This window comes from Sphingomonas sp. P3_C6, assembly GCF_056402595.1.
The window spans coordinates 44,711-64,818 of sequence record NZ_JBFUHB010000004.1 but is presented as its reverse complement, the minus strand read 5'-3'; the positions used below and the strand labels follow the sequence as shown (position 1 = coordinate 64,818).

General features: G+C 64.7%; 16 protein-coding genes. 8 read left to right on the top strand and 8 right to left on the bottom strand.

The window, feature by feature from the left end:
* Positions 1 to 119: 119 nt before the first annotated feature.
* Positions 120 to 2,699, bottom strand: a complete 2,580-nt coding sequence (locus AC1DT7_RS06600; protein WP_478035047.1) for a TonB-dependent receptor — start codon at positions 2,697 to 2,699, stop codon at positions 120 to 122.
* 116 nt (positions 2,700 to 2,815) lie between these two features.
* Positions 2,816 to 4,432: a tetratricopeptide repeat-containing sulfotransferase family protein gene (locus AC1DT7_RS06595; RefSeq protein ID WP_478035046.1), complete on the bottom strand. Its 1,617-nt coding sequence runs from the start codon at positions 4,430 to 4,432 to the stop codon at positions 2,816 to 2,818.
* Between the two features lie 75 nt (positions 4,433 to 4,507).
* Between AC1DT7_RS06595 and AC1DT7_RS06590 the strand changes: the two genes are divergently transcribed.
* The 3 genes from AC1DT7_RS06590 to AC1DT7_RS06580 all read left to right on the top strand — a co-directional run bounded on the left by AC1DT7_RS06590 (position 4,508) and on the right by AC1DT7_RS06580 (position 9,234).
* On the top strand, positions 4,508 to 5,818 hold the full coding sequence (locus AC1DT7_RS06590; RefSeq protein ID WP_478035045.1) for an amino acid permease: 1,311 nt from the start codon (positions 4,508 to 4,510) through the stop codon (positions 5,816 to 5,818).
* Between the two features lie 141 nt (positions 5,819 to 5,959).
* The gene (locus tag AC1DT7_RS06585) at positions 5,960 to 8,149 is read left to right on the top strand and encodes a TonB-dependent receptor (RefSeq protein ID WP_478035043.1); all 2,190 of its coding nucleotides are present in this window, start codon (positions 5,960 to 5,962) and stop codon (positions 8,147 to 8,149) included.
* Positions 8,149 to 9,234 (top strand): PepSY-associated TM helix domain-containing protein, encoded by a 1,086-nt coding sequence (locus AC1DT7_RS06580; RefSeq protein ID WP_478035042.1) that lies wholly within the window; start codon positions 8,149 to 8,151, stop codon positions 9,232 to 9,234. Before AC1DT7_RS06585 ends, AC1DT7_RS06580 begins: the two co-directional genes overlap by 1 nt.
* Before the next feature lie 9 nt (positions 9,235 to 9,243).
* On the opposite strand, the gene AC1DT7_RS06575 is transcribed toward AC1DT7_RS06580, so the two are convergent.
* Positions 9,244 to 10,860, bottom strand: a complete 1,617-nt coding sequence (locus tag AC1DT7_RS06575) for a phytoene desaturase family protein (RefSeq protein ID WP_478035041.1) — start codon at positions 10,858 to 10,860, stop codon at positions 9,244 to 9,246.
* 96 nt (positions 10,861 to 10,956) lie between these two features.
* Positions 10,957 to 12,174 carry an aromatic ring-hydroxylating oxygenase subunit alpha gene (locus tag AC1DT7_RS06570; RefSeq protein ID WP_478035040.1) on the bottom strand — a complete coding sequence of 406 codons (1,218 nt, stop codon included), beginning with the start codon at positions 12,172 to 12,174 and terminating at the stop codon, positions 10,957 to 10,959.
* Positions 12,175 to 12,344: 170 nt separating this feature from the next.
* On the opposite strand from AC1DT7_RS06570, the gene AC1DT7_RS06565 reads away from it, so the two are divergent.
* On the top strand, positions 12,345 to 12,947 hold the full coding sequence (locus tag AC1DT7_RS06565) for a TetR family transcriptional regulator C-terminal domain-containing protein (protein WP_478035039.1): 603 nt from the start codon (positions 12,345 to 12,347) through the stop codon (positions 12,945 to 12,947).
* Between the two features lie 30 nt (positions 12,948 to 12,977).
* Here the strand turns inward: AC1DT7_RS06565 and AC1DT7_RS06560 are convergent, their stop codons facing one another.
* A complete protein-coding gene (locus AC1DT7_RS06560) occupies positions 12,978 to 13,643 on the bottom strand; it encodes an O-methyltransferase (protein WP_478035038.1) in 666 nt (221 codons plus the stop codon).
* A 90-nt stretch (positions 13,644 to 13,733) separates the two neighbouring features.
* Here AC1DT7_RS06560 and AC1DT7_RS06555 point away from each other — a divergent pair, with 90 nt between their 5' ends.
* Positions 13,734 to 14,378: a TetR/AcrR family transcriptional regulator gene (locus AC1DT7_RS06555; protein WP_478035037.1), complete on the top strand. Its 645-nt coding sequence runs from the start codon at positions 13,734 to 13,736 to the stop codon at positions 14,376 to 14,378.
* Positions 14,379 to 14,520: 142 nt separating this feature from the next.
* Positions 14,521 to 15,135: a cytochrome P460 family protein gene (locus AC1DT7_RS06550; RefSeq protein WP_478035035.1), complete on the top strand. Its 615-nt coding sequence runs from the start codon at positions 14,521 to 14,523 to the stop codon at positions 15,133 to 15,135.
* 48 nt (positions 15,136 to 15,183) lie between these two features.
* On the opposite strand, the gene AC1DT7_RS06545 is transcribed toward AC1DT7_RS06550, so the two are convergent.
* Positions 15,184 to 16,578 carry a M20/M25/M40 family metallo-hydrolase gene (locus tag AC1DT7_RS06545; protein WP_478035350.1) on the bottom strand — a complete coding sequence of 465 codons (1,395 nt, stop codon included), beginning with the start codon at positions 16,576 to 16,578 and terminating at the stop codon, positions 15,184 to 15,186.
* Between the two features lie 126 nt (positions 16,579 to 16,704).
* Between AC1DT7_RS06545 and AC1DT7_RS06540 the strand changes: the two genes are divergently transcribed.
* Together AC1DT7_RS06540 and AC1DT7_RS06535 are read left to right on the top strand one after the other, a co-directional pair.
* Positions 16,705 to 17,208 (top strand): homogentisate 1,2-dioxygenase, encoded by a 504-nt coding sequence (locus tag AC1DT7_RS06540; RefSeq protein WP_478035034.1) that lies wholly within the window; start codon positions 16,705 to 16,707, stop codon positions 17,206 to 17,208.
* Positions 17,209 to 17,244: 36 nt separating this feature from the next.
* Positions 17,245 to 19,293: an NAD(+) synthase gene (locus AC1DT7_RS06535; RefSeq protein ID WP_478035033.1), complete on the top strand. Its 2,049-nt coding sequence runs from the start codon at positions 17,245 to 17,247 to the stop codon at positions 19,291 to 19,293.
* Positions 19,294 to 19,462: 169 nt separating this feature from the next.
* Here AC1DT7_RS06535 and AC1DT7_RS06530 read toward each other — a convergent pair whose 3' ends face one another.
* Both AC1DT7_RS06530 and AC1DT7_RS06525 read right to left on the bottom strand, forming a co-directional pair.
* The gene (locus tag AC1DT7_RS06530; RefSeq protein WP_478035032.1) at positions 19,463 to 19,795 is read right to left on the bottom strand and encodes a DUF6481 family protein; all 333 of its coding nucleotides are present in this window, start codon (positions 19,793 to 19,795) and stop codon (positions 19,463 to 19,465) included.
* Positions 19,796 to 19,804: 9 nt separating this feature from the next.
* Positions 19,805 to 20,074 (bottom strand): hypothetical protein, encoded by a 270-nt coding sequence (locus AC1DT7_RS06525; RefSeq protein ID WP_478035363.1) that lies wholly within the window; start codon positions 20,072 to 20,074, stop codon positions 19,805 to 19,807.
* Positions 20,075 to 20,108: the final 34 nt, after the last annotated feature.

The following is a 20,108-nucleotide window of genomic DNA, read 5'->3' as shown; positions in this document are numbered from 1 at the left end:
CAGTATGGCAGCGGGTGACACCGGTATCAATGTGCGTTTTAAGCTCGGACGTACGCTGTCGACCGACGTATGAAAAAGGGCGACCGGCAGTGCGGGCCGCCCCATTTCATCATGCCAGATCAGAACTTCGCGCCGGCCCTGATGCCGATCGTGCGCGGGGTGACCGGCACGACATAGGGGCGTTGCGAGCAGCTCCCGCATTCCTGGAAGCGCGACAGCTGACCGCGCTCGTCGAATGCGTTCTGGATGAAGACCTCCAGCGAGTAGTTGGAGAATTCGGTGCCCACCGCAAAATTGGCCGTCGTGAACGCCGGCAGGCGCCCTTGCAGCGCGGCCGGATTGACCACCGTCAACGTACCCGTCTGAACGACCGCGGTGCGGATATCCGACGATGCCGAGCTCTGATACGCGACCAGCGCCTGGATATAGGGCTTCAGCGTACCGACATCGAAGGTGTAGCGCGCCGTCCCGTTGATCTTGACCTGCGGCGTAACCGGCAACCGCGTGCCCGCCGGCGCCGAGACAAGATTGGACTCACCTCCCGGCCCCGGCAGGGTGCAGGCAAAGCTGGGATCGTCGAACAGGCACAGATTCTTCTTGGTCTTCGCGTCGGTGTAGGAACCTGCCGCCGTCAGCACGAGCGGCCCGAGGTTGAGGTTGGCATCCATCTCGACGCCGCGGATGCGCGCATCCGGTCCGTTATGGATCTCGGTGAAGCTGTTCTGGCCGAGGAAGGAGAATTGGAATGCCTTCCATTCCTGCTGATAGATCGCGCCGTTGAAGCGCAGCTTGCCACCGGCCAGCGTCGTCTTCCAGCCGATCTCGTAATTGGTCAGGAAATCGGCCGCATAGGGCGGAATGGTGCCGCGGCGATTGATGCCGCCCGGCCGGAAGCCGCGCGACCATGTGCCATAGAGCAGCACGTCCTGAACCGGCTTCCAGGTCAGGTTGAGCTTGTGGGTGAAGCCCTGGCCCTGGGTATTGACCGGCTGCAGCCCACGCCCGGCGGCATAGACCGCCAGATTGGTGCAGGGGCTGCCCGCCACCGCCGCCGGAAGCAGCGTGCGCGAGCTGCTATAGGTATCGGTGTCGCGGTCATACAGCCGGTCGCCGGCAGTGGTGAAGCACTGCGCGACGCCGGTGCGGTTGCTGCCCGCCGCGTTGGGCGGCCCATCGGAGAAACCGTTGCCCGGGTTACGTCCGAAACCGAAGAATCCGATCAGTGAGTTGTCGTAGATATAGGCACGCCCGCCGGCGGTCAGCGTCAGGTTCGGCAGGATGTCGAACGCCGCCTCCCCGAACATCGCGTAATCCTTGTCGACGCGATGCTGCTGCGTCAGCCACAAGGTGCCCGGGGAACCGTTTACCGAAAGTTCGGGGGCGAGGCCCGGCACCTGATAGTCCTGATGGATCAGGTTGCTCTGCCGCTGATAGAATGCGCCGGCTGTGACGCGGAAACGCTCACTCTGCGGTGAGGATACCCGAAATTCCTGGCTCATCTTCTTGAAGTGATCGCTGCCGATCACATTCTGGCGCGGGTCGATCCTGTTGCCAGCCGCGTTGTTGAAATAGAAATAGCTCGCGATGCCGCCGACCGACGAATAAAGATTGTCATATTGCTCGGCATAATCGGTGTAATCGGTCGAGGAGAAGGTCTTCCGGTCGAGATAGGCGCCGGCATAGGTCAGGTCCCAATTGCCGAGCTTGCCCTCGATCGTCAGCGCCGCCTGGATGAAGCGATCACGCCGATATTCCGGAAAGAAATGCTGGACGTTCAGGTCGCCGAGCCTGGGATCATAGCCATAGCTGCCGTGCGAGCGCGTATCCTGGTAGATCGCAGTCGGCGTGACCGTCCAATTGTCGTCGAGGTCGATCTTCAGCGCGGCACGGCCACCCCATAGCTCGGTATCATTATAGTTCTTCTCGACGAATTTCGAATTGTTGACGACGATGCCGCCGTTGGTCGCGGTGCAGCCGAGCGGATTGGTTTCCGGCAGGAAGCTGCGGCAGCCGGGGATATTGTCGATATAGCCGGCGTCGCGCTGGTAGAAGCCGACCGCGCGGAAGGCGATATCCTGCGAGAGCGGCACGTTGATCATACCCTCCAGCTTGCCGCCGACGCCGCCCTTGTGGACCGTGTTCACCTCCCCATCCATGCGGCCGTAGAAACCGCTCGTATCGGGCTTGTTGGTGATGATGCGGATCGTGCCGGCTTCCGACGAGGCGCCGTAAAGCGTGCCCTGCGGCCCGGCGAGGCTCTCGATACGCGCAATGTCATAGACATGGACGTCCAGATTGCCGCCAATCGTGGTGACGGGCTGTTCGTCGAGATACACGCCGACCGAGGGCAGCGAACCGGAATGGTTGCCGTCGCCACCCGATGCCACGCCGCGCATATAGACGACATTGGTCCCCGGCGTCCCGCCGATCGCCTGGAAGGACACGGACGGCAGAAGCTGCGAATATTCGGCGAAGTTGCCGATGTTGAGCTGGTCCAGCTTCTTCGTGCCGATCGCCTGGATACTGATCGGCACGTTCTGGATATTCTCTTCGCGCTTCTGCGCGGTGACGATGATGTCATCCTGGCCTGATGCGGCCGCTTCCTGCGTATCGGCGGACTGCGCAAAGGCAGGTGTGCCGATGCTGGCGACGGACGCGAGCAAGGCGGCGACGGCGAGTTTACGCTTGGTAACGAGCATCGTAGGCCCCCGATATTATGTGTCTGGGACGGATGCTGTTCGCACTCGCAACATCCGTCAATCGGGTGCGGCGCGCAAAATCATTTCACCACCGGATCGTGACAGTTTTGCAACGTTCAGATGGCGTCCGGCACTTCCGGATAGCTGGTGAGGACATCACCGAGCGCGGCTTTCAGCGGATCGAGCCACGGCTCGAACGACTTCCAGCTTTCGGTGCCTTCGCGGAAGATCGGCTGGCGCACCTGCTCCGAGCTGGCGGTGCGTACCGCGCGTTCGGTCTTGTGGAAATCGAGGCACGCCGCGTCAAATTCCAGCCCACAGGCGGCGAGCAAATCCCTCACCTCCTGCTCGGTATCGTCGACCATGCGCTCATAGATCACGCGGTGGACCAGACCAGGCAGGACCGTGTCCACATGCGCCAGCAGCCGCACATAGTCGCGATAATAGCGCCCCATATCGTCGAGCGCGTAGCTGAACGCCTGCCCCCGCGCGAAGTGCTGCTTATAGTTGGAGAAGCAACAACCGAGCGGATGGCGCCGGGCGTCGACGATCTTCGCATTGGGCAGGATCAGGTGGATGAAGGGCAGATGCGCCCAGTTGTTGGGCAGTTTGTCGATGAAGAAGGGCCGGTCGGTGCGCCGCTGCACGCTCGCCCGGCGCAGATATTCCTCCCCAAGCTCGCGCAGGCGCGACGCTGACAGGGTTTCTACGCCCAGCGGATAATCGGCGATGCGCAGCGCCAGGGCCGGAATGTCCGGCAGTTCGGACGTCCCCTCGACCAGCGGATGACTCGACAGGATCTGCTCGACCAGGGTCGACCCGGCGCGGGGCATGCCGAGGATGAAGATCGGATCTGGCGCGGTGCTCCCCTGCCCTGCACGCACCGCAAAGAAGTCAGGTGTGAAGAGCCTGATGCTGCGGTCGACAAATGCTTCGGTCTCGTCCGCCTCATAGACGATCTTCGTCCGACGCAGGGCATTCCCGACGGCATAATGACCGAACGCGGCAGCGGCGTTCTTCCGGTCCTCGAACGCCTTGCCCAGCGCGAAATCGAGATGAAACCGGTCCTCGTCCGAGATGTCGTCGCGCGCCAGAGCGGCCTGCATCGCCGCGATGTCGGCCTCGTCGAACTTCACCGTCTTCAGATTGGCGAGGCTCCACCACGCCTCGCCCAGTTCGGGCGCCAGTGCCAGCGCCTTGCGATAGGCGGCGATGCCGTCCGCCTGGCGGCCGACGGTCTTGAGCATATGTCCGTAGCTCATGCAGACGCGCGGCTGTTTCGGCGCGTCCTTCAGCACGGACTCATAGAGTTCGATCGCCTCGTCGAACCCGCCGATCCGCCCCAGCGCCGCCGCCTTCAGATTGGCATGGCCGGGATTGTCCGGCTCGTCCTCCAGGACGAGATCGAGCTCGGCGATCGCCTCGGCCGGCCTGTTCTGCCGGTAGAGCGCGATGGCGAGGTTCGCGCGCGCCGCGGTGAAGTCCGGCGACAGTTCAAGCGCGCGACGCAGCAGCGTTTCGGCGTCCTTGTACCGCCCGATCCGCCCGGCCAGCTCCGCGAGCATACGGATCGCGGCGACGTCGAACGGATCTTCCTTCAGGTGCGCGCGCAGCAGCGGCTCGGCGACCGACAATTCATTGTCGTGCAGCGCCAGCGCTGCCTCGATAAGACGCGGCGGCCAGCGATTGCTCTGCGGCTGCCAGGCGGATTGCGAGGGGGTGATGCTTGCCATGTGGGTGGCACCAAGAAACATGGTGCGCGCCGCCGATCAAGCCGTAGAGTGACGAAACAGGGGAGAACAGGCCTTATGTCAGCATCGCCGTCACGCGCCGCACTCGGTTTCTGGACCTGTCTCGCGCTCGTCGTCGGCAACATGATCGGATCGGGCGTGTACATGCTGCCGGCGACGCTCGCCCCGCTCGGCTGGAACGGCATGATCGGCTGGTTCGTCACCATCGGCGGCGCCCTGTGCCTCGCCTTCGTCTTCGCCCGGCTCGGCGCGAAATTGCCCTGCGCCGGCGGACCCTATGCTTTTACCCGGGCTGCCTTCGGCCCCGTAGCGGGCTTTGCCGTGGCGTGGAGCTATTGGGTGCTGATCTGGTGCGGCAATGCCGCCGTCGCCGTCGCGCTGGTCAGCGCGCTCAGCCTGATCTTCCCCGCACTCGGATCGACCCAGGGCCTCCCGGCCATCGCCGCGCTGACGGCGATCTGGCTATTGATCGCCGTCAACATTCGCGGTGTGGCGCTGGCCGGCAAGGTGCAGTTCGTCACCACCGTGCTGAAACTTCTGCCGCTGGTCGCCGTCATCCTGCTCGCCGCCTGGCTGCTGCTGCGCGACGGCAGCGCGGCCATCGCGCCGAGCACACCGGTGCCGCTCGGCGCGGGCGCCATCGCCGGTGCAGCCGCGATCACCTTCTGGGGATTTCTGGGCGTCGAATCGGCGACCGTCCCGGCCGACAAGGTCGAGAACGCAGCCTATGTCGTGCCGCGCGTGACGCTGATCGGCACCATGCTGACCGGCCTCGTCTATGTGCTGGTCTCCGCCGCGACGATGTTCCTGATGCCGGCCGCGATCACCGCCGCCTCTCCCTCGCCGATCGCCGAATTCCTGGGCCGCGGTTTTGGATCGGGCACCGCCGAGGTCGTCGCCCTGTTCGCCGCGATCAGCGCGTTCGGCGCGCTCAACGGCTTCATCCTGCTGCAAGGCGAGGTGCCCTGGGCAATGGCGCGGGGCGGCGTCTTTCCCCGCTGGCTGGCGAAGGAGAGCAAGCGCGGCACCCCGGCCCGCGCCCATCTCGTCTCCGGCGTACTGGTCACCATCGTCGCGCTGATGAACTATAGCAGCTCGATGGGGCAGCTCTTCCAGGACATCGCCTCGATCTCGCTCGCCTCCGGCATGCTTGCCTATCTCGCCTGCGCGCTCGCCGCGATCCGGCTGCTGCCCGGCGATATCCCGCTCCGCATCGCGGCCGCCATCGCCGCGGCGTTCGTCGTCTGGATGGTCTATGGCCTCGGCCTCAAGGCCGACCTTTGGGGACTGGCGCTGCTGCTGCTGGGCCTTCCGGTTTATTGGCTGGTAAGGCGCGAACAGGTCGCGGGCACCCTCGCCACGCCGTGATCTCGCACATCGTCCAGAGCGCCGCTCGACGCTGAGGAGCGATCCGCAACGCTACTGCGAGTGACTTGCATTATAATTTGCCCCCTGCTAGCCGGCCCGCAACTGCCCGCGGCGCGTTGCCAGACGGGCGAGGGGAACATCATGTCGCTTCGGTCGCCTTTTTCGCTGTCTCTAGTCGCGCTCGCGATCGCAGCGCCCATCACCCCTGCCTTTGCACAGGAGGCTGCACCGGCCGATGAAGCCGATGCCGCGGGCGAGGTCACCGTCACCGCCGCCCGTACCGTGCTGCCGCCCAACGCGCTGCCGCTGACGATCGACCTGATCGACAAGGCGACACTCGACCAGCAAATCGCCATTTCGGGCTCGATCACGGACGCCGTCGCCAACCTGACCCCCTCTTTCTCCCCGACGCGGCAGAAGCTCTCCGGCGCCGGCGAGACCTTGCGGGGGCGTTCCCCGCTCTACGCGATCAACGGCATTCCCCAGTCGACGCCGCTACGTGACGGCAGCCGGGACGGCTTCACCATCGACGGCTTCTTCGTAGACCGGGTCGAGCTGATCTATGGCTCGAACGCCCTTCAGGGGGTCGGCGGCACCGGCGGCATCGTCAACCAGGTGACGGTCGGCGCACCGCGCAAGGAAGGCTTCAGCGGCCGCGCGCTGCTGCAGGCCAATGCCGACAATGATTTCAGCAGTGACGGCATCGGCGGCAAGGCCGCCGGGCTCATCCAGTACAAGGTCGGGAAGTTCGATGCGACATTCGGCGCCGCCTATGAGAAGCGCGGCGTCTTCTATGACGGCGACGGCCGCCGGATCGGCCTGAACCTGACCCAGGGCGAATCGCAGGATTCCAGGACTCTCTCGCTGTTCGCGCGGCTGGGTTACCAGGTCGGCGAGACCGGCCGAATCGACCTGATCGCGAGCCGTTTCGAACTGAAGGGTGACGGCGACTATGTCGCGGTGCCCGGCAACCGACTGACCGGCCTGCCCACCAGCGCGGTGCGGGGCGACCCGCCGGGCCTCTCCGCCGCCAGCCGCACCGAGAGCGTCGCGCTTTCCTATACCGACACTTCGCTCTGGGGCGGCAACTTCGTCAGCCAGGTCTTCTTCAACCGCAGCCGCGATACCTTTGGCGGCGAGCTCACGCCGATCGCGACCTTCCAGGATCCCAAGATCGATCCGACATTGCAGCTGCTCGACCAGTCGCAGAACCGGTCGCGCAAGATCGGGGCGAAAATCTCCTACGAGCGCGCCGTCCCCGGACTCGAGGCCCTGACGCTCACCGCCGGTCTCGACGCCCTGTCCGACAATACGGCGCAACTGCTCATCGCGACCAACCGGGCCTGGGTGCCTCCAAGCCAGTTCCGCAGCATCGCGCCGTTCGGCCAGGCCAATCTCAAGCTGTTCGACGGCGTGCTGCGCCTCGCCGGCGGCGCGCGCTGGGAAAATGTACAGATCGAGGTCGACGATTATCACACCCTCGCCTCGACCACCTACGTCGCGCCCAATACAGCAACCTATGGCGGCGTCGCGGTTTCGGGCGGCAAGCCGAAATTCAACGACCTGCTGCTCAACGGCGGCGTGGTGTTCGAGCCGCTGAAGGGCGTCCGCGCCTATATGAGTTATGCCCAGGGCTTCACCGTCCCGGACATCGGCCGCATCACCCGCGCGGTGAACAAGCCCAATCAGGATATCGACACCTATGTCGACATCCAGCCGATCGTCTCCAACAATCGCGAAGTCGGCGTCGAGGTGAAGCGCGGTCCGCTAGACGCATCGGCCACCTATTTCTGGTCGTCGAGCGACAAGGGGCAGCTGCTGATCGCGAATCCCGGCGGCATCTTCGACGTGCAGCGCCAGCGGGTCGAGATCCAGGGGCTGGAAATCAACCTGGGCGTGCAACTGCCGATCACCGGGCTGCGCGTGTCGGCTGGCTACGCCCATCTCGACGGGCGCTATGACGCCAGCCCGGTGGCAGACGGCAAGGTCGATACCGACCTGGACGGCACCAACATCTCGCCCGACCGCCTCAACCTGGCCGCCAATTATGCCAGGGGGCCGCTGTCGATGCGGGTCCAGACCCAATTCTACCTGTCGCGCACCTTCCAGGGCCTTGTCCGCGATCCGCGCAACGATTTTGGCGGCTATACGCTGACCGACGCCTATGTCCGGTACGAGACCGGCTTTGGCGGTATCACGCTCAGCGTGTCGAACCTATTCGACAGGCAGTATATCGACTATAGCAGCGACACCCGCCTTCCCGCCGACAATCTCAGCTATTTCGCCGGGCGCGGGCGTTCCTTCACGCTGGGCTGGGACAAGCGCTTCTGATGAAGTGGCTCGACCTCATCCATCGCTGGACCGGCGGCATCATTGGGCTGGTGCTGGCGATCATGGGCCTGACCGGCGCGATCCTCGTCCACAAGGACAGCTGGATCGCCCTGCCCCATTCCGGCGATCAGCGCATCGCCGATCCGGCGCTGATCGCGACGACGACCGAGAAGCTGCTGACCGCCAATCCGAAAGCGCAGAGCATCATCTATGCCAGCGACAGGTTCGGGCTCGACCAGTTACGCCTCGCCAAGGGTGCCGGCGTCTATGCCGATCAGGCGGGCAATGTCGTGCTGCGCTGGTCGAGCCAGTGGGAACGGCCCGAGCTGTGGATCTTTGACCTGCACCATCATCTTTTCACCGGCGATGTGGGCGAGACGGTGATCGGCGTGGCCGGTCTGGCCGCAATCCTGTTCGTGGTGACGGGCGTGATCCTGTGGTGGCGGACCCGGCGCACCTTCAAGTTCCGCTTCTGGCCGAAACGGCTGAGCCGCCCCGCGATCGTGATGCAACACCGCGACCTGGGCATCGTCATGGCGCCGCTGCTACTGATGTCCGCGGTGACCGGCACGATGATGATCTTCAAGCCGTTCGCCGGACTCGTGCTCCTGCCGTTCGGCTCGCCCAAGACCATGGCGGCGGCAATGGCGCCGCCCAAGGTAGAGAGCGGCCCGCTATCGCCGACGCCCGACTGGCAGGGCATCATAGGTGCCGCCCATCGGCGCTTTCCCGATGCGCAGATCCGCATTCTCACCCTGCCGCGCAAACCCGGCGCCCCGATCTCGATCCGCATGAAGCGCGCTGCCGAATGGCTGCCCAATGGTCGGTCGGTGCTGTGGTTCGACGCGGCCGACGGGCATGTGCTCGCCTCCAAGGACGCGCTGACCATGCCGATGGTGGCTCAGGTCTTCAACGGCGCCTACCCGCTCCATGCAGCGAAAGTGGGCGGGCTCGCCTATCGCTTGCTGCTGACCCTGTCCGGGCTGGCGATGGCGATGCTCGGCAGCCTGACGGTCTGGACCTTCTGGTTCAAACGCCCCAAGCCGAAGCCTGCACCCGTTCGTATCCGGCCGGTCGTCGCCTGAGCCGGCGGCTCAGGCGCGCTTGCGGAACAGGCGGCCCAGCACCGAGCGATCCGCCAGGATCTCGTGCGCGGCATTATGCCCCGGTGCGCCGGTGACACCGCCGCCGGGATGGGTACCGGCACCGCACATGTAGAGACCGGCGATCGGCGCACGGTAATCGCCGTGCCCGAGCACGGGCCGCGACGCCCAGAGCTGATCCAGCGACATATGCCCGTGCATGATGTCGCCATCGATCAGCCCGAACTTGCGCTCCAGGTCGAGCGGCGAATGAATCTGCCGCGCGATCACCGCGCCCTTGAAGTTCGGCGCGTGCTTCGTGACCGTATCGATGATGAGATCGGCCGCCGCTTCGCGCTCGTCGTCCCATGAGCGCCCGTTCGGCAGCACCGGCGCGAATTGCTGGCAGAACAGGCTGGCGATGTGCATGCCCGGCGGCGCGAGGCTGTCGTCGATCGAGGTCGGCAGCTTCATCTCGACGATCGGCTCGTCCGACCAGCCCTTGGCCTTCGCGTCGGTGAACGCCCTGTCCATATAATCCAGCGTCGGCGAGATGATGATGCCGCAGGTGTGATGCTCGGCCACGTCCTTGCCCGGCAGCACCGAAAAATCGGGCAGTTCCGACAAGGCGACGTTCATCCGGAAGGTGCCGGACCCTGTCTTGAAATTGTCCATTCGCCGGGCGAATTCCGGCGTCATGTCCGCCCGGTCGACCAGCTGGCGATAGAGCAGCGCGGGCCCGACATTGGCAGCGACGATGTCTGCGGCGATTTCCTCGCCGCTCTCCAGTTTCACGCCCGCCACGCGGTTGCCGTCGACCAGCACCTTGGCGACCGGCGCCTCCAGGCTGATCTCGACGCCCATCTCGACGCACGCCTCGGCCATGAACTGGGTGATCGCACCCATGCCGCCGACACTATGGCCCCAGGCGCCCTTCTTGCCGTTCACTTCGCCGAAGACGTGATGGAGCAGGACATAGGCGCTGCCCGGCGTGTCGACACTGGCATAGTTGCCGACCACCGCGTCGAAGCCGAACGCGGCCTTCACATATTCGTCCTCGTACCAGCTATCGAGGAAGTCGCGGGCGGATTTGACGAACAGGTCCATCACGTCGCGCTGCGCCTCGATCGACATGCCGGCGAGTCGCTTGCCCTGTGCCGCCGCGGCGAGCAGCGCACGGATGCCGCCGCCGGCATTGGGCGGAGTCTTGAGCGCCATGTCGCGCAGCACCTCGGCGACGCGTTCCAGCGCTTCCTCATATTTCGGGAAGGTATCCGCGTCCTTCTGCGAATAGCGGGCGAACTCGGCACGCGTCCGATCCTCGCCACCGCCGAGCTTTAGATAGCCGTTCTCGTTGGGGAAGAAGTTGGAGATGGTCCGCTCGATGATCCGCCAGCCGCGTTCGTGCAGGCGCATGTCCTTGATCACCTTGGGGCGGAGCAGGCTGACGGTGTAGCTCGCGGTCGAGTTGCGGAACCCCGGGTGGAATTCCTCGGTTACGGCGGCGCCACCGACGACATGACGGCGTTCGAGAACGCGGACCTTCAGCCCGGCGCGCGCGAGATAGAAGGCGCAAACCAGCCCGTTATGGCCACCGCCGATGATGAGCGCGTCGTATTTCTGAGTCATGAGCGTCTTTCTGCTTCCGTCATGCTGAACATGTTTCAGCATCCATCGCGCAGCGGGCGATGGCATCGCGGTGGTGAGTTGGACCCTGAAACAAGTTCAGGGTGACGGGGGTGTAGTGATGGGGCGAGGCCGCTGGCTCCACCCAGGCGCCGGCGCCCGGTGAAGCCGCGCCTCCGGGATCAGCCGCCGGATCTTCTTCGCAAAACTCCGCAGGCACACTTCGCTCGCGCCGATCGGCCCGACCGTATAGCTTTGCGACGCCATGCCCTGCTGCACGCGGGTGATCAGCCAGGTATCCTCGGCATTGACGGTGCGGTTGATCCGCCAGTTGGCGTAGCGTACCAGCTTCATCTCGCGACGGTCATCGGGCAGCGCGAAGGCCATCTCCCGCAGCACACAGGTGGTCGGCGATAACGGCAGCCATTGCATGAAATCGACCTGGTCGGGATAGATGTCGAACGCCATGTTCGGCCATAGCTTGTAATAGAGCCACAGCTTCTGCTGATTCTCCGGCAGGTGCTCCGCACGCGGCAGGTGTGCCTGGTAGATCCGCTCCCAACGATCGTTGGATGGCTTGTCGGCGAGATAGCCGGACATCTTGTCGACCCAGGGCTGCGCCTCGATCTTGTAGCTCTTCCCGAACAGCCGGGTCAGGCCGGCATGGGCGACCGGGATGTGAAGGTTGTCGGAATAATTGTCCCCGACATTCTTCCAGTTCACCCCCCGCTCGCGTAGCCGGACCGGGCTGAGCGTGCGCATCTCCTCGAACCGGTACGGCGCGATCTCCGCTTCGTACGGCATCATCATCTCGGCGACCGAGGGACCATTATCGTCCTCCAGCCGGACGAAGATGAAGCCGTTCCAGATCTCGACGTCGACCGGCGCCAGCCCGTTCTTCGCCATGTCGAGCGCCGGATAGTCGGCTTTCATCGGTACGCCGGTCAGGCGTCCGTCAAGCTCATAGGCCCAGGCGTGATAGGGGCAGACCAGCTTCCTGGCGCAGCCCGCCGGCCCTTCGACCAGCCGCATTGCACGGTGGCGGCAGACATTGGCGAAGGCGCGGACCGCCCCATCCTCGCCGCGCACCGCGATGACGCTTTCGCCGACATAGTCGAGCGTGTGGTAATCGCCGGGCGTCGGGATATCGCTGACGTGGCAGACGATCTGCCAGGACGGTCGGATCACCCGCGCCACCTCGACGTCGAAATATTCGGGATCGGTGTAGAGCCAGCCGGGCAGGCTGAAATCGGCGTCGGGATCATGCCCCTCGCCTTTCGCAGTTCCTTCGCCAGCGTCCGCGTATCGATGCGCCATGCCGGCCTCCATTGCTTGTTGAACGATCGTATAACAAGCAATGCGGCAACACAAGATGCCCGTCACGCCGGACTTGTTCCGGCGCCCATCGTTCCGCATACCCGCACGCCGATGCGTTCGCGGACCAATGGATGCCGGAACAAGTCCGGCATGACGGATGGGAAGAGCAATTGACCAAACCCGCCTTCACCCGCGCCGAGCCGGATGCGCGCCGCCTGAGCCTGATCGAGGCAACCGCGCGCGTGCTCGCCAGCCATGGCGCGGCGGGGGTTTCGGTGCGTACCATTTCCGCCGAGGCAGGCGTGTCGCCCGGGCTGCTCGGCCATTATTTCGACGGCATCGATGCGCTGATCGCCGCCACTTATGCGCATGTCGACGCGCAGGTATCCGCCGCGTTCGAAGCCGCAATGGCGGGCGCCGAGCCGGAGCCCCGCGCCCGCCTGCTCGCCCATGTCACCGCCAGCTTCACCAAGCCGATCGCCGATCCCGGCCTGCTCGCGACCTGGATCGCCTTTTGGAGCCTGGTGAAGAGCAACGCGGACATCGCCGGACTCCATCGCAATCTCTACGCAGCGTATCGGGGCGACCTCGAAACCCTGCTTGCCGCCTGTGACATGCCCGAACCCGACCGCCGCCTCGCCGCGATCGGCATCAGCGCGATCGTCGACGGCCTGTGGCTCGAACTCTGCCTGGCACCCGACGCGTTCACCCCAGCCGAAGCAAGCGCGATCGCCGAGCGCCATATCGACGCACTGCTGCAAGATCGGCGATGAGACAGAGGCCGAGGTCTCCACGGCACTTTCTCAAGCGAGCCGGATCGACAACTCCACATCGTCGGTGAACGACATCGACCAATAGCCGCGTTCTGCCGAGCCGACATGGTCGAGATAGTCCGGGCAATAATCGGTGTTGTCGGCGACGACCACTGCACCCGGGCGCAGGCGGCTTTCGACGAGCGCCAGCACGTCCATGTACAGCGACTTGGCGCCGTCGAGCAGGAGCAGGTCGATCGTCTCGGGCAAATCGGACGCCAGGGTCTCCAGCGCGTCGCCTTCGCGGAACTCGACCAGGTCGGCCAGCCCCCCGGCGGCAAGGTTGTCCCTGGCAATGGCCAGTTTGGACGACTCGAATTCGCAGGTGATCAACCGCCCGCCGCCATTTTCCCGCAAGGCGGCAGCGAGGTGAAGCGTCGAAAGGCCGAACGAGGTGCCGAACTCGACGATCGATCGCGCATTGCCGGCACGTGCCAGCAGGTAAAGGAGCTTGCCCGTCTCGCGCGACACTGGGAGCGCGAAGTCCTTCAGCCCGTCATAGAGTTCGCGATAATCGGTCTTGCTCATCATGAGCCGCCGGCGCTCGTCGCCCGAGACGGACGCAAAGGCGGGGCTCATCGACGGGTGCGCTGCATCGGCTTCGGCGAACAGGCGATCGAGCAGCGGCGCCACAGGCGCGCTGGTAAGGATAGGCATCGATTTTCTCCGGTTTCGAGCAGCTATTTGCTCGCCGGAAGAAATACGACTAATTCGTCAGCTTTCCTATTCGCATTGGCCGAACCGCAGATGACGACCCGACGAAGCGCCCGTGTTTCCTTGCGCAAGCACCCCAAACAGGCCCGCTCCAACGACCTTGTCACAGCGATTCTCGATGCCGCTGTTCAGGTTTTGACGACCGAAGGCGCGCAGCGATTCACCACTGCCCGCGTGGCCGAGCGCGCCGGGGTGAGCGTCGGTTCGCTCTATCAATATTTCCCCAACAAGGCGGCGATCCTGTTCAGGCTGCAAAGCGACGAATGGCGGGCAACCAGCGACCTGATGCGCGACATCTTGGAAGACCGCGCAAAGCCACCGCTCGAACGGGTGCGCACCCTGGTGCACGTCTTCGTCCGCTCGGAATGCGAGGAAGCGGAAATCCGCGGCGCACTCAACGACGCGGCACCGCTTTATCGCGATGCGCCCGAGGCGATCGATGTTCACGCTTCCAGCGCTAAGGCCTTCCAGTCATTCCTGCGCGAACTCCTGCCTGATGTCACCGAGAGCACACGATCGCTGGTGGGAGATCTCGTCGAGACGACACTGAGCGAAGTAGGCAGCAGCTTTTCGGAGACCCCGCGCACGCCGGCCGAGATCGAGGCCTATGCGGGTGCGCTTGCGGAAATGCTGTGCGCTTATCTGGAGCGGTTGGCTGTTGGAGTGCCTAACATGTAGATGCCGCGCATCGACATCTTCGGCGGCTGCTACGGCACCCGGACGAGATCGGCCGCAATGCCCGCAAGGCGAGTCGACAAACCTGAAAAGCCGGTGGACACACGATGCTACGGCCGGCCCCTGATATGCACGAGTTATGTCCTTGGCCGGCCAGACCTGTCATAACGGCGGCGGCATCCGAGCAACGGAAACAGTCTTGTGTAGGATGATTCCGAGGAGAATCGGCATCGGAAAATTCGGAACCTTGGCGCTGCACCTCTCGGCCGGGCTGCTCTCGGCCTCGGCGTCCCCCGCCCGACTGCCGGACGAGCAGGGATCGCCGATCTTCGGCGTGAAACTTCCCGAGGGTTATCGCGACTGGACGCTGATCAGCGTCGCGCAGGAGAATGGGAAGAACAACGACATCCGCGCGATCCTTGGCAACGACATCGCGGTGAAGGCTTTCAGGGACGGAAAACGCCCCTTCCCCGACGGGTCGATCATCGTGCGGCTCGCCTGGCGCTATCAATCATCGCCTCGCAACGACAAAGTGTTTGCCGCGCCGCAGTCATTCGTCGCCGGAGACCCGACGAACGTGCAGGTCAGCGTGAAGGATACCAAACGCTATGCCCTCACCGGCGGCTGGGGCTATGGCCAGTTCGAGGGAGGCCTTGCCGACAAGGACCCGGCTGTCGTTCAGACGTGCTTTGCCTGTCACCAGAAGCTGGAGAAACTCGAAGGCGGTGCCGATTTCGTCTTTACCGCCTATGCGCGGTGAGAAGATCGGCACGCCCCCGAGCACCCAGGTGCGCCCGGCCGGGCGTCCTTATTTCGACAGGTCCGTGAACAGCGACAGATAATAGGTGATCCCGGGCGCGATGTTCGACACCAGCGCGCGTTCGTTCAGGCCGTGGCTGAAATCGTCCGAATCCTTGCTGAAGGTCGGGCTCGCGCCATAGCTCGCCACGTTGCGCGAGCGGAACCACATGCTGTCGCTCGCGCCCGAGGACATGCTCGGGAAGACCGGCACGCCGGGATAGGTCGCCTTCATCGCCTTGTTTACCGCAGCGATGAAATCGGGCCGCATCGGCGATGCGTCATTGGGGATCGAGCCCTCGGTCACGTCCTTGAAGGTCACCGCCGGCTCGGCCGCAACCTTTTGCAGTTCGGCCATGATGTCGGCCGGCTTATGGCCCGGAAAAATCCGGCAGTTGATGTTCGCGACCGCCTTTTGCGGCAGTGCGTTGAGCGCATGCCCCCCGCTGATCATGGTCGAGACACAGGTCGTGCCGATCTTGCCGATCGTCGACGGATTGGCGGTCAGCGTGGCGATCGCCGCCTTGTCGGTGGGATCTGCGGCAAAGGCCTTCATCGCCGCGGCCGTCTCCGGATCCTCATATTTCGCCGCTTCGGCGAAATAGGCGCGGGTCAGGTCGCTGACTTCCGGCTTGAACTGATAGTCGCCGATCCGCGCCAGCGCCGCCGACAGCTGGTTGATCGCATTGGCCTTCCGCGGTGCCGAGCTGTGGCCGCCCGGATTGGTCACGGTCAGCTCGAAATCGGCATAGGTCTTCTCGGCGCCCTGCCAGGTGAAGAACAACGGCTTGCCCGTCGCCTCGTCCAGCGTGCCACCGCCGCCGTCGATGTTGATGACGATATCGGCGTTGGACAGCTTGTCGGCGATGATGCCCGAGGTTTTCATCGTCGTTTCCTCGTCGCCCGAGAATTCGATGACGATGTCGCGCTTCGGCTTGTAACCTGATCGCTTGAGCTCGATCAGCGCGGCGATCGCCATGGTGCCGTCGAGCTTCATGTCGCTGGCACCGCGACCGAACAGATAACCGTTCTCGACCACGGCGGTGAAAGGGTCGCGCTGCCAGTCGGACGGCTTGGCCTCGACCACGTCCATATGGCCTGAAATCACCAGCGGCTTGGCCTTGGGATCGGACCCGCGCCAACGCCCGATCAGATAGACGGTGTCGTCGACCGGCGTGATCTCGACATCGCCATCAGCGAACCCGCCCTCGACCAGCGCAGCTTTGTAAAGTGCGGCAACCTTGTTCGTCTCGTTGCCCGGCCCGCGTACGGAACGCAGCGCGATCGCCTTCTTTGCAAGATCGAGCGCCTGGGCTTCGGCCTCGGGATGCGCCACCGTCTTTGCCGCAACGCCGGTCCCGCAGAGGCAGGTCGTCCCGAGTGCCAGTATCGCCGCCGCCCGCATTGTTTTCATTGCCCGACTCCAATTGCTTGAAACACTTGCGTAACGTCGGGGTGCGGGCCGTCAAGCGGATGGCGGCGGAGACCGCTCGGCGCTAAGACGGGCACCGATCGATCGATGAGGTGACGTATGAAAATTGTCCCCCTGCTGGCGCTGACGATGGCCTTCGCTTCTCCTGCACTCGCACAGGACGCGAAACCCGCCTGCCCTGCCCTGCCGCCCGAACTGGCGGCCTGGGCGTCACCCACCCCGCTGGTGGCCGCGACGAACCCGGCCGATCTGGCCAAGACGGTCGTAACGATCGGCGCTCGCACCGATCTGACTCTGGCGCCGTCACCGAAGCTCAGCTTCGCTACCGCCCCCAACAAGGCGCCGGCCGAGACTACCAGCAGCGGCATGGCGAGCTTTACCGTCGCCGCGGCGGGCACTTACCGTATCGCGCTCGGCACCAGTGCCTGGATCAACGTCGCGAAGGACGGCGTCTTCCAGAAATCGGTCGCTCATACCCACCAGTTTGGCTGTGCCGGAATCCGCAAGATGGTCGACTTCACCCTGACGCCCGGCGCTTATGTGCTGCAGATCGAGGGCGGGCGCGACGCGGTGGCCGGCGTGCTGATCGCCAAGCTGCCCTGATGCATTGATGACGAAACACCGCTAAGCGCTTGTCGCATGGCGAAGGCACATCCTTTTCATTCGATCCACAGCCATGAGCTGATCCGCGCCGGGGCGTGCACGCCGCGCGCGTCGGTGGGCGATCCCGCCGCCAACGCCAGGGAGGTGATCGCGCTGGCCAGGGACGGCCACAAGCGCGGCGGCGACCTGCTGGTGTTCCCTGAACTCAACATCAGCTCCTATGCGATCGACGACCTGCATCTGCAGGATGCGCTCCAGCGTGCGACGCAGGATGCGATAGCCTCAGTGGTCGCGGCCAGCGCGAAGCTGCGCCCGGTGTTGCTGGTAGGCGCCGCACTCCCGCGCAACGGGCGGCTCTACAATAGCGCCGTGGTCATTGCGCGCGGGCGGGTGCTGGGCGTGGTGCCCAAGATTTTCCTGCCCAATTACCGCGAATATTACGAGAAACGCTGGTTCGCGAGCGGCGCCGGCCAGAGCGGCGAGATCGAGGTCGCCGGCCAGATCGTGCCGTTCGGCCCCGACCTGATCTTCGCGGCAAGCGACCTGCCCCATTTCGTCTTCCATGCCGAAATCTGCGAGGATTTCTGGTCGCCAACCCCGCCCTCGACCATGGGGGCGCTTGCTGGCGCGCTGGTCTGCTGCAACCTCTCCGCATCGAATATCGTGGTCGGCAAGGCGCGCGAGCGGGCCTTGCTCTGCGCCTCCCAGAGCGCGCGCGCGGTTTGCGCCTATGTCTTCTCGGCCGCAGGCCCCGGGGAGAGCACCACCGACCTTTCCTGGGACGGCCAGGGCATGATCCATGAACTGGGCGCGCTATTGGCCGAGTCGGAGCGTTTCCCGCAAAAGCCCGGCATGGTGCTGGCCGATGTGGATTGCGGGCAGATCCGCCAGGAACGGATGCGCACTGGCACCTTCAACGATGCGGCTGCCTTGGCCGGGCATCCGGAGACCCGCTTTCGGCGCGTCGCGTTCGAGCACAAGCCCGACTTCGCCGATATCGGGCTGAAACGCGACATCCGCCGCTTCCCCTTCGTGCCCAACACGCCGGAAAAGCTCGACGCCGATTGCTACGAGGCGTTCAACATCCAGGTGGAAGGGCTGCTAAAGCGCTTCGAGGCGGCCAGGGCCGAAAGGCTGGTGATCGGCGTGTCGGGCGGACTCGATTCGACCCACGCGCTGATCGTCGCGGCCAAGGCGATGGACAGGCTCGGCCTGCCCCGCAACCGCATCCTCGCCTTCACCATGCCCGGCTTCGCTACCAGTGAGCACACCAAGAGCAATGCCTGGGCACTGATGCGCGCGCTTGGTGTCGATGGCGACGAGATCGATATCCGCCCTGCCGCGACCCAGATGCTCAAGGACATGGGCCACCCCTTCGGCGGCGGCGAGCCGGTCTATGACGTGACCTTCGAGAATGTGCAGGCCGGCCTGCGCACCGATTACCTCTTCCGCCTCGCCAACCAGCGCGCCGGGCTGGTGGTCGGCACAGGCGACCTGTCCGAGCTCGCGCTCGGCTGGTGCACCTATGGCGTCGGCGACCAGATGAGCCACTACGCCGTCAATGCCGGGGTGCCCAAGACGCTGATCCAGTTCCTGATCCGCTGGTGCATCCGTACCGACCAATATGATCGCGACACCGACGCGATCCTCGAGGCGATTCTCTCGACGGAGATCTCGCCCGAACTCGTCCCGGCCGGCGCCGATGGTACGATGCAGAGCACCGAGGCACGGATCGGCCCGTACGAACTCAACGATTTTTTTCTGCACTATGTCGTCCGGCACGGCCTGGCGCCGTCGAAGATCGCCTTCCTCGCGCTCCATGCGTGGCGCGACGCAGCGGCGGGCCGCTGGCCGCGCGATTTCCCCGCGGCATCGCGCCATGAATATGATCTGGCCACGATCCGCGGCTGGCTGGAGAAATTCCTCGTCCGCTTCTTCGTGACGAGCCAGTTCAAGCGATCCGCGATTCCCAACGGACCGAAAGTGTCGGCCGGCGGAGCGCTGTCCCCACGCGGCGACTGGCGTGCGCCCTCGGACGGCACGGCGAAGCCGTGGCTCGACGAGCTGGCGAAGAACCTGCCCTAGGCTACTTAATCTTCCCCGGCGAAGGCCGGGGCCCAGTCGCGGTGATCGCCGTAACGACGTGTGGCGATCGCCATGATCCTCTCCCAACTGGGCCACGCCTTGGTGTTCGTCGGGGAAGCAGCTTGAGAGAGCGAGTCACCGGCAGCCCATCAGGCCGCCCACGGGAAGCCTATTTGCGCGCCTTACGCGCTGCGTAGCGAGCGTCGCGGGCCGCCTTCTTCTCGGCCTCGGTCATCTGCGATTTGGCGACGGCCTGCTCTGCCTCCAGCTTCGCGGCCTCGGCCTTGGCGATCTTGTCGAGCTTGGCCTGCTCCATCGCGGCTTTCTTCTCGGCGCGCTTCTGGGCCTCGGCCTCTTCCTTGGCGGCGCGGGCTGCGGCGCGCTCCGCGGCGACGGCTGGGTCGATGGGCGGCTTGGTCTTGAGTTTCTCGAGAGCAGCCTGCTTTGCCTGCGCGGAAAGCGCGGCGCGGTCCTTGAAGGAGGGTTCTTTATACGATGCCATCGGCGCCCCTTAGAGCGTTTTCGCGTGATAGGAAATGCCCACGAACAATAGCGGCCACCATATCGGGAAGACAGGCCTGCCGGAGATGTAGCGTGCGCGCTGGACGGCCCATTCGTCATTCTGTTCGAGCAGGATCGCGCCCATGAGGCGGGCCGCGCCGCTTAGGCCACCGACCTCGAGGACCACCAGCCGCTGCGCGGCAAAGCCGATCGTCTCGCGAAGGGAGTCGGCGTAAGTGCTCTTCCCAAACGCCCTGAAGCTGGTGCTGTTGTCGGTCATCCGAATCTCCGCAAGGCTACCGTCGAGCTACACC

Excerpts from the sequence above, each read along its gene's own strand:
- AC1DT7_RS06600 (WP_478035047.1), bottom strand. The coding sequence starts at position 2,699 with ATGCTCGTTACCAAGCGTAAACTCGCCGTCGCCGCCTTGCTCGCGTCC.
- AC1DT7_RS06595 (WP_478035046.1), bottom strand. The coding sequence starts at position 4,432 with ATGGCAAGCATCACCCCCTCGCAATCCGCCTGGCAGCCGCAGAGCAAT.
- AC1DT7_RS06590 (WP_478035045.1), top strand. The coding sequence starts at position 4,508 with ATGTCAGCATCGCCGTCACGCGCCGCACTCGGTTTCTGGACCTGTCTC.
- AC1DT7_RS06585 (WP_478035043.1), top strand. The coding sequence starts at position 5,960 with ATGTCGCTTCGGTCGCCTTTTTCGCTGTCTCTAGTCGCGCTCGCGATC.
- AC1DT7_RS06580 (WP_478035042.1), top strand. The coding sequence starts at position 8,149 with ATGAAGTGGCTCGACCTCATCCATCGCTGGACCGGCGGCATCATTGGG.
- AC1DT7_RS06575 (WP_478035041.1), bottom strand. The coding sequence starts at position 10,860 with ATGACTCAGAAATACGACGCGCTCATCATCGGCGGTGGCCATAACGGG.
- AC1DT7_RS06570 (WP_478035040.1), bottom strand. The coding sequence starts at position 12,174 with ATGGCGCATCGATACGCGGACGCTGGCGAAGGAACTGCGAAAGGCGAG.
- AC1DT7_RS06560 (WP_478035038.1), bottom strand. The coding sequence starts at position 13,643 with ATGCCTATCCTTACCAGCGCGCCTGTGGCGCCGCTGCTCGATCGCCTG.
- AC1DT7_RS06555 (WP_478035037.1), top strand. The coding sequence starts at position 13,734 with ATGACGACCCGACGAAGCGCCCGTGTTTCCTTGCGCAAGCACCCCAAA.
- AC1DT7_RS06545 (WP_478035350.1), bottom strand. The coding sequence starts at position 16,578 with ATGCGGGCGGCGGCGATACTGGCACTCGGGACGACCTGCCTCTGCGGG.
- AC1DT7_RS06540 (WP_478035034.1), top strand. The coding sequence starts at position 16,705 with ATGAAAATTGTCCCCCTGCTGGCGCTGACGATGGCCTTCGCTTCTCCT.
- AC1DT7_RS06535 (WP_478035033.1), top strand. The coding sequence starts at position 17,245 with ATGGCGAAGGCACATCCTTTTCATTCGATCCACAGCCATGAGCTGATC.
- AC1DT7_RS06530 (WP_478035032.1), bottom strand. The coding sequence starts at position 19,795 with ATGGCATCGTATAAAGAACCCTCCTTCAAGGACCGCGCCGCGCTTTCC.
- AC1DT7_RS06525 (WP_478035363.1), bottom strand. The coding sequence starts at position 20,074 with ATGACCGACAACAGCACCAGCTTCAGGGCGTTTGGGAAGAGCACTTAC.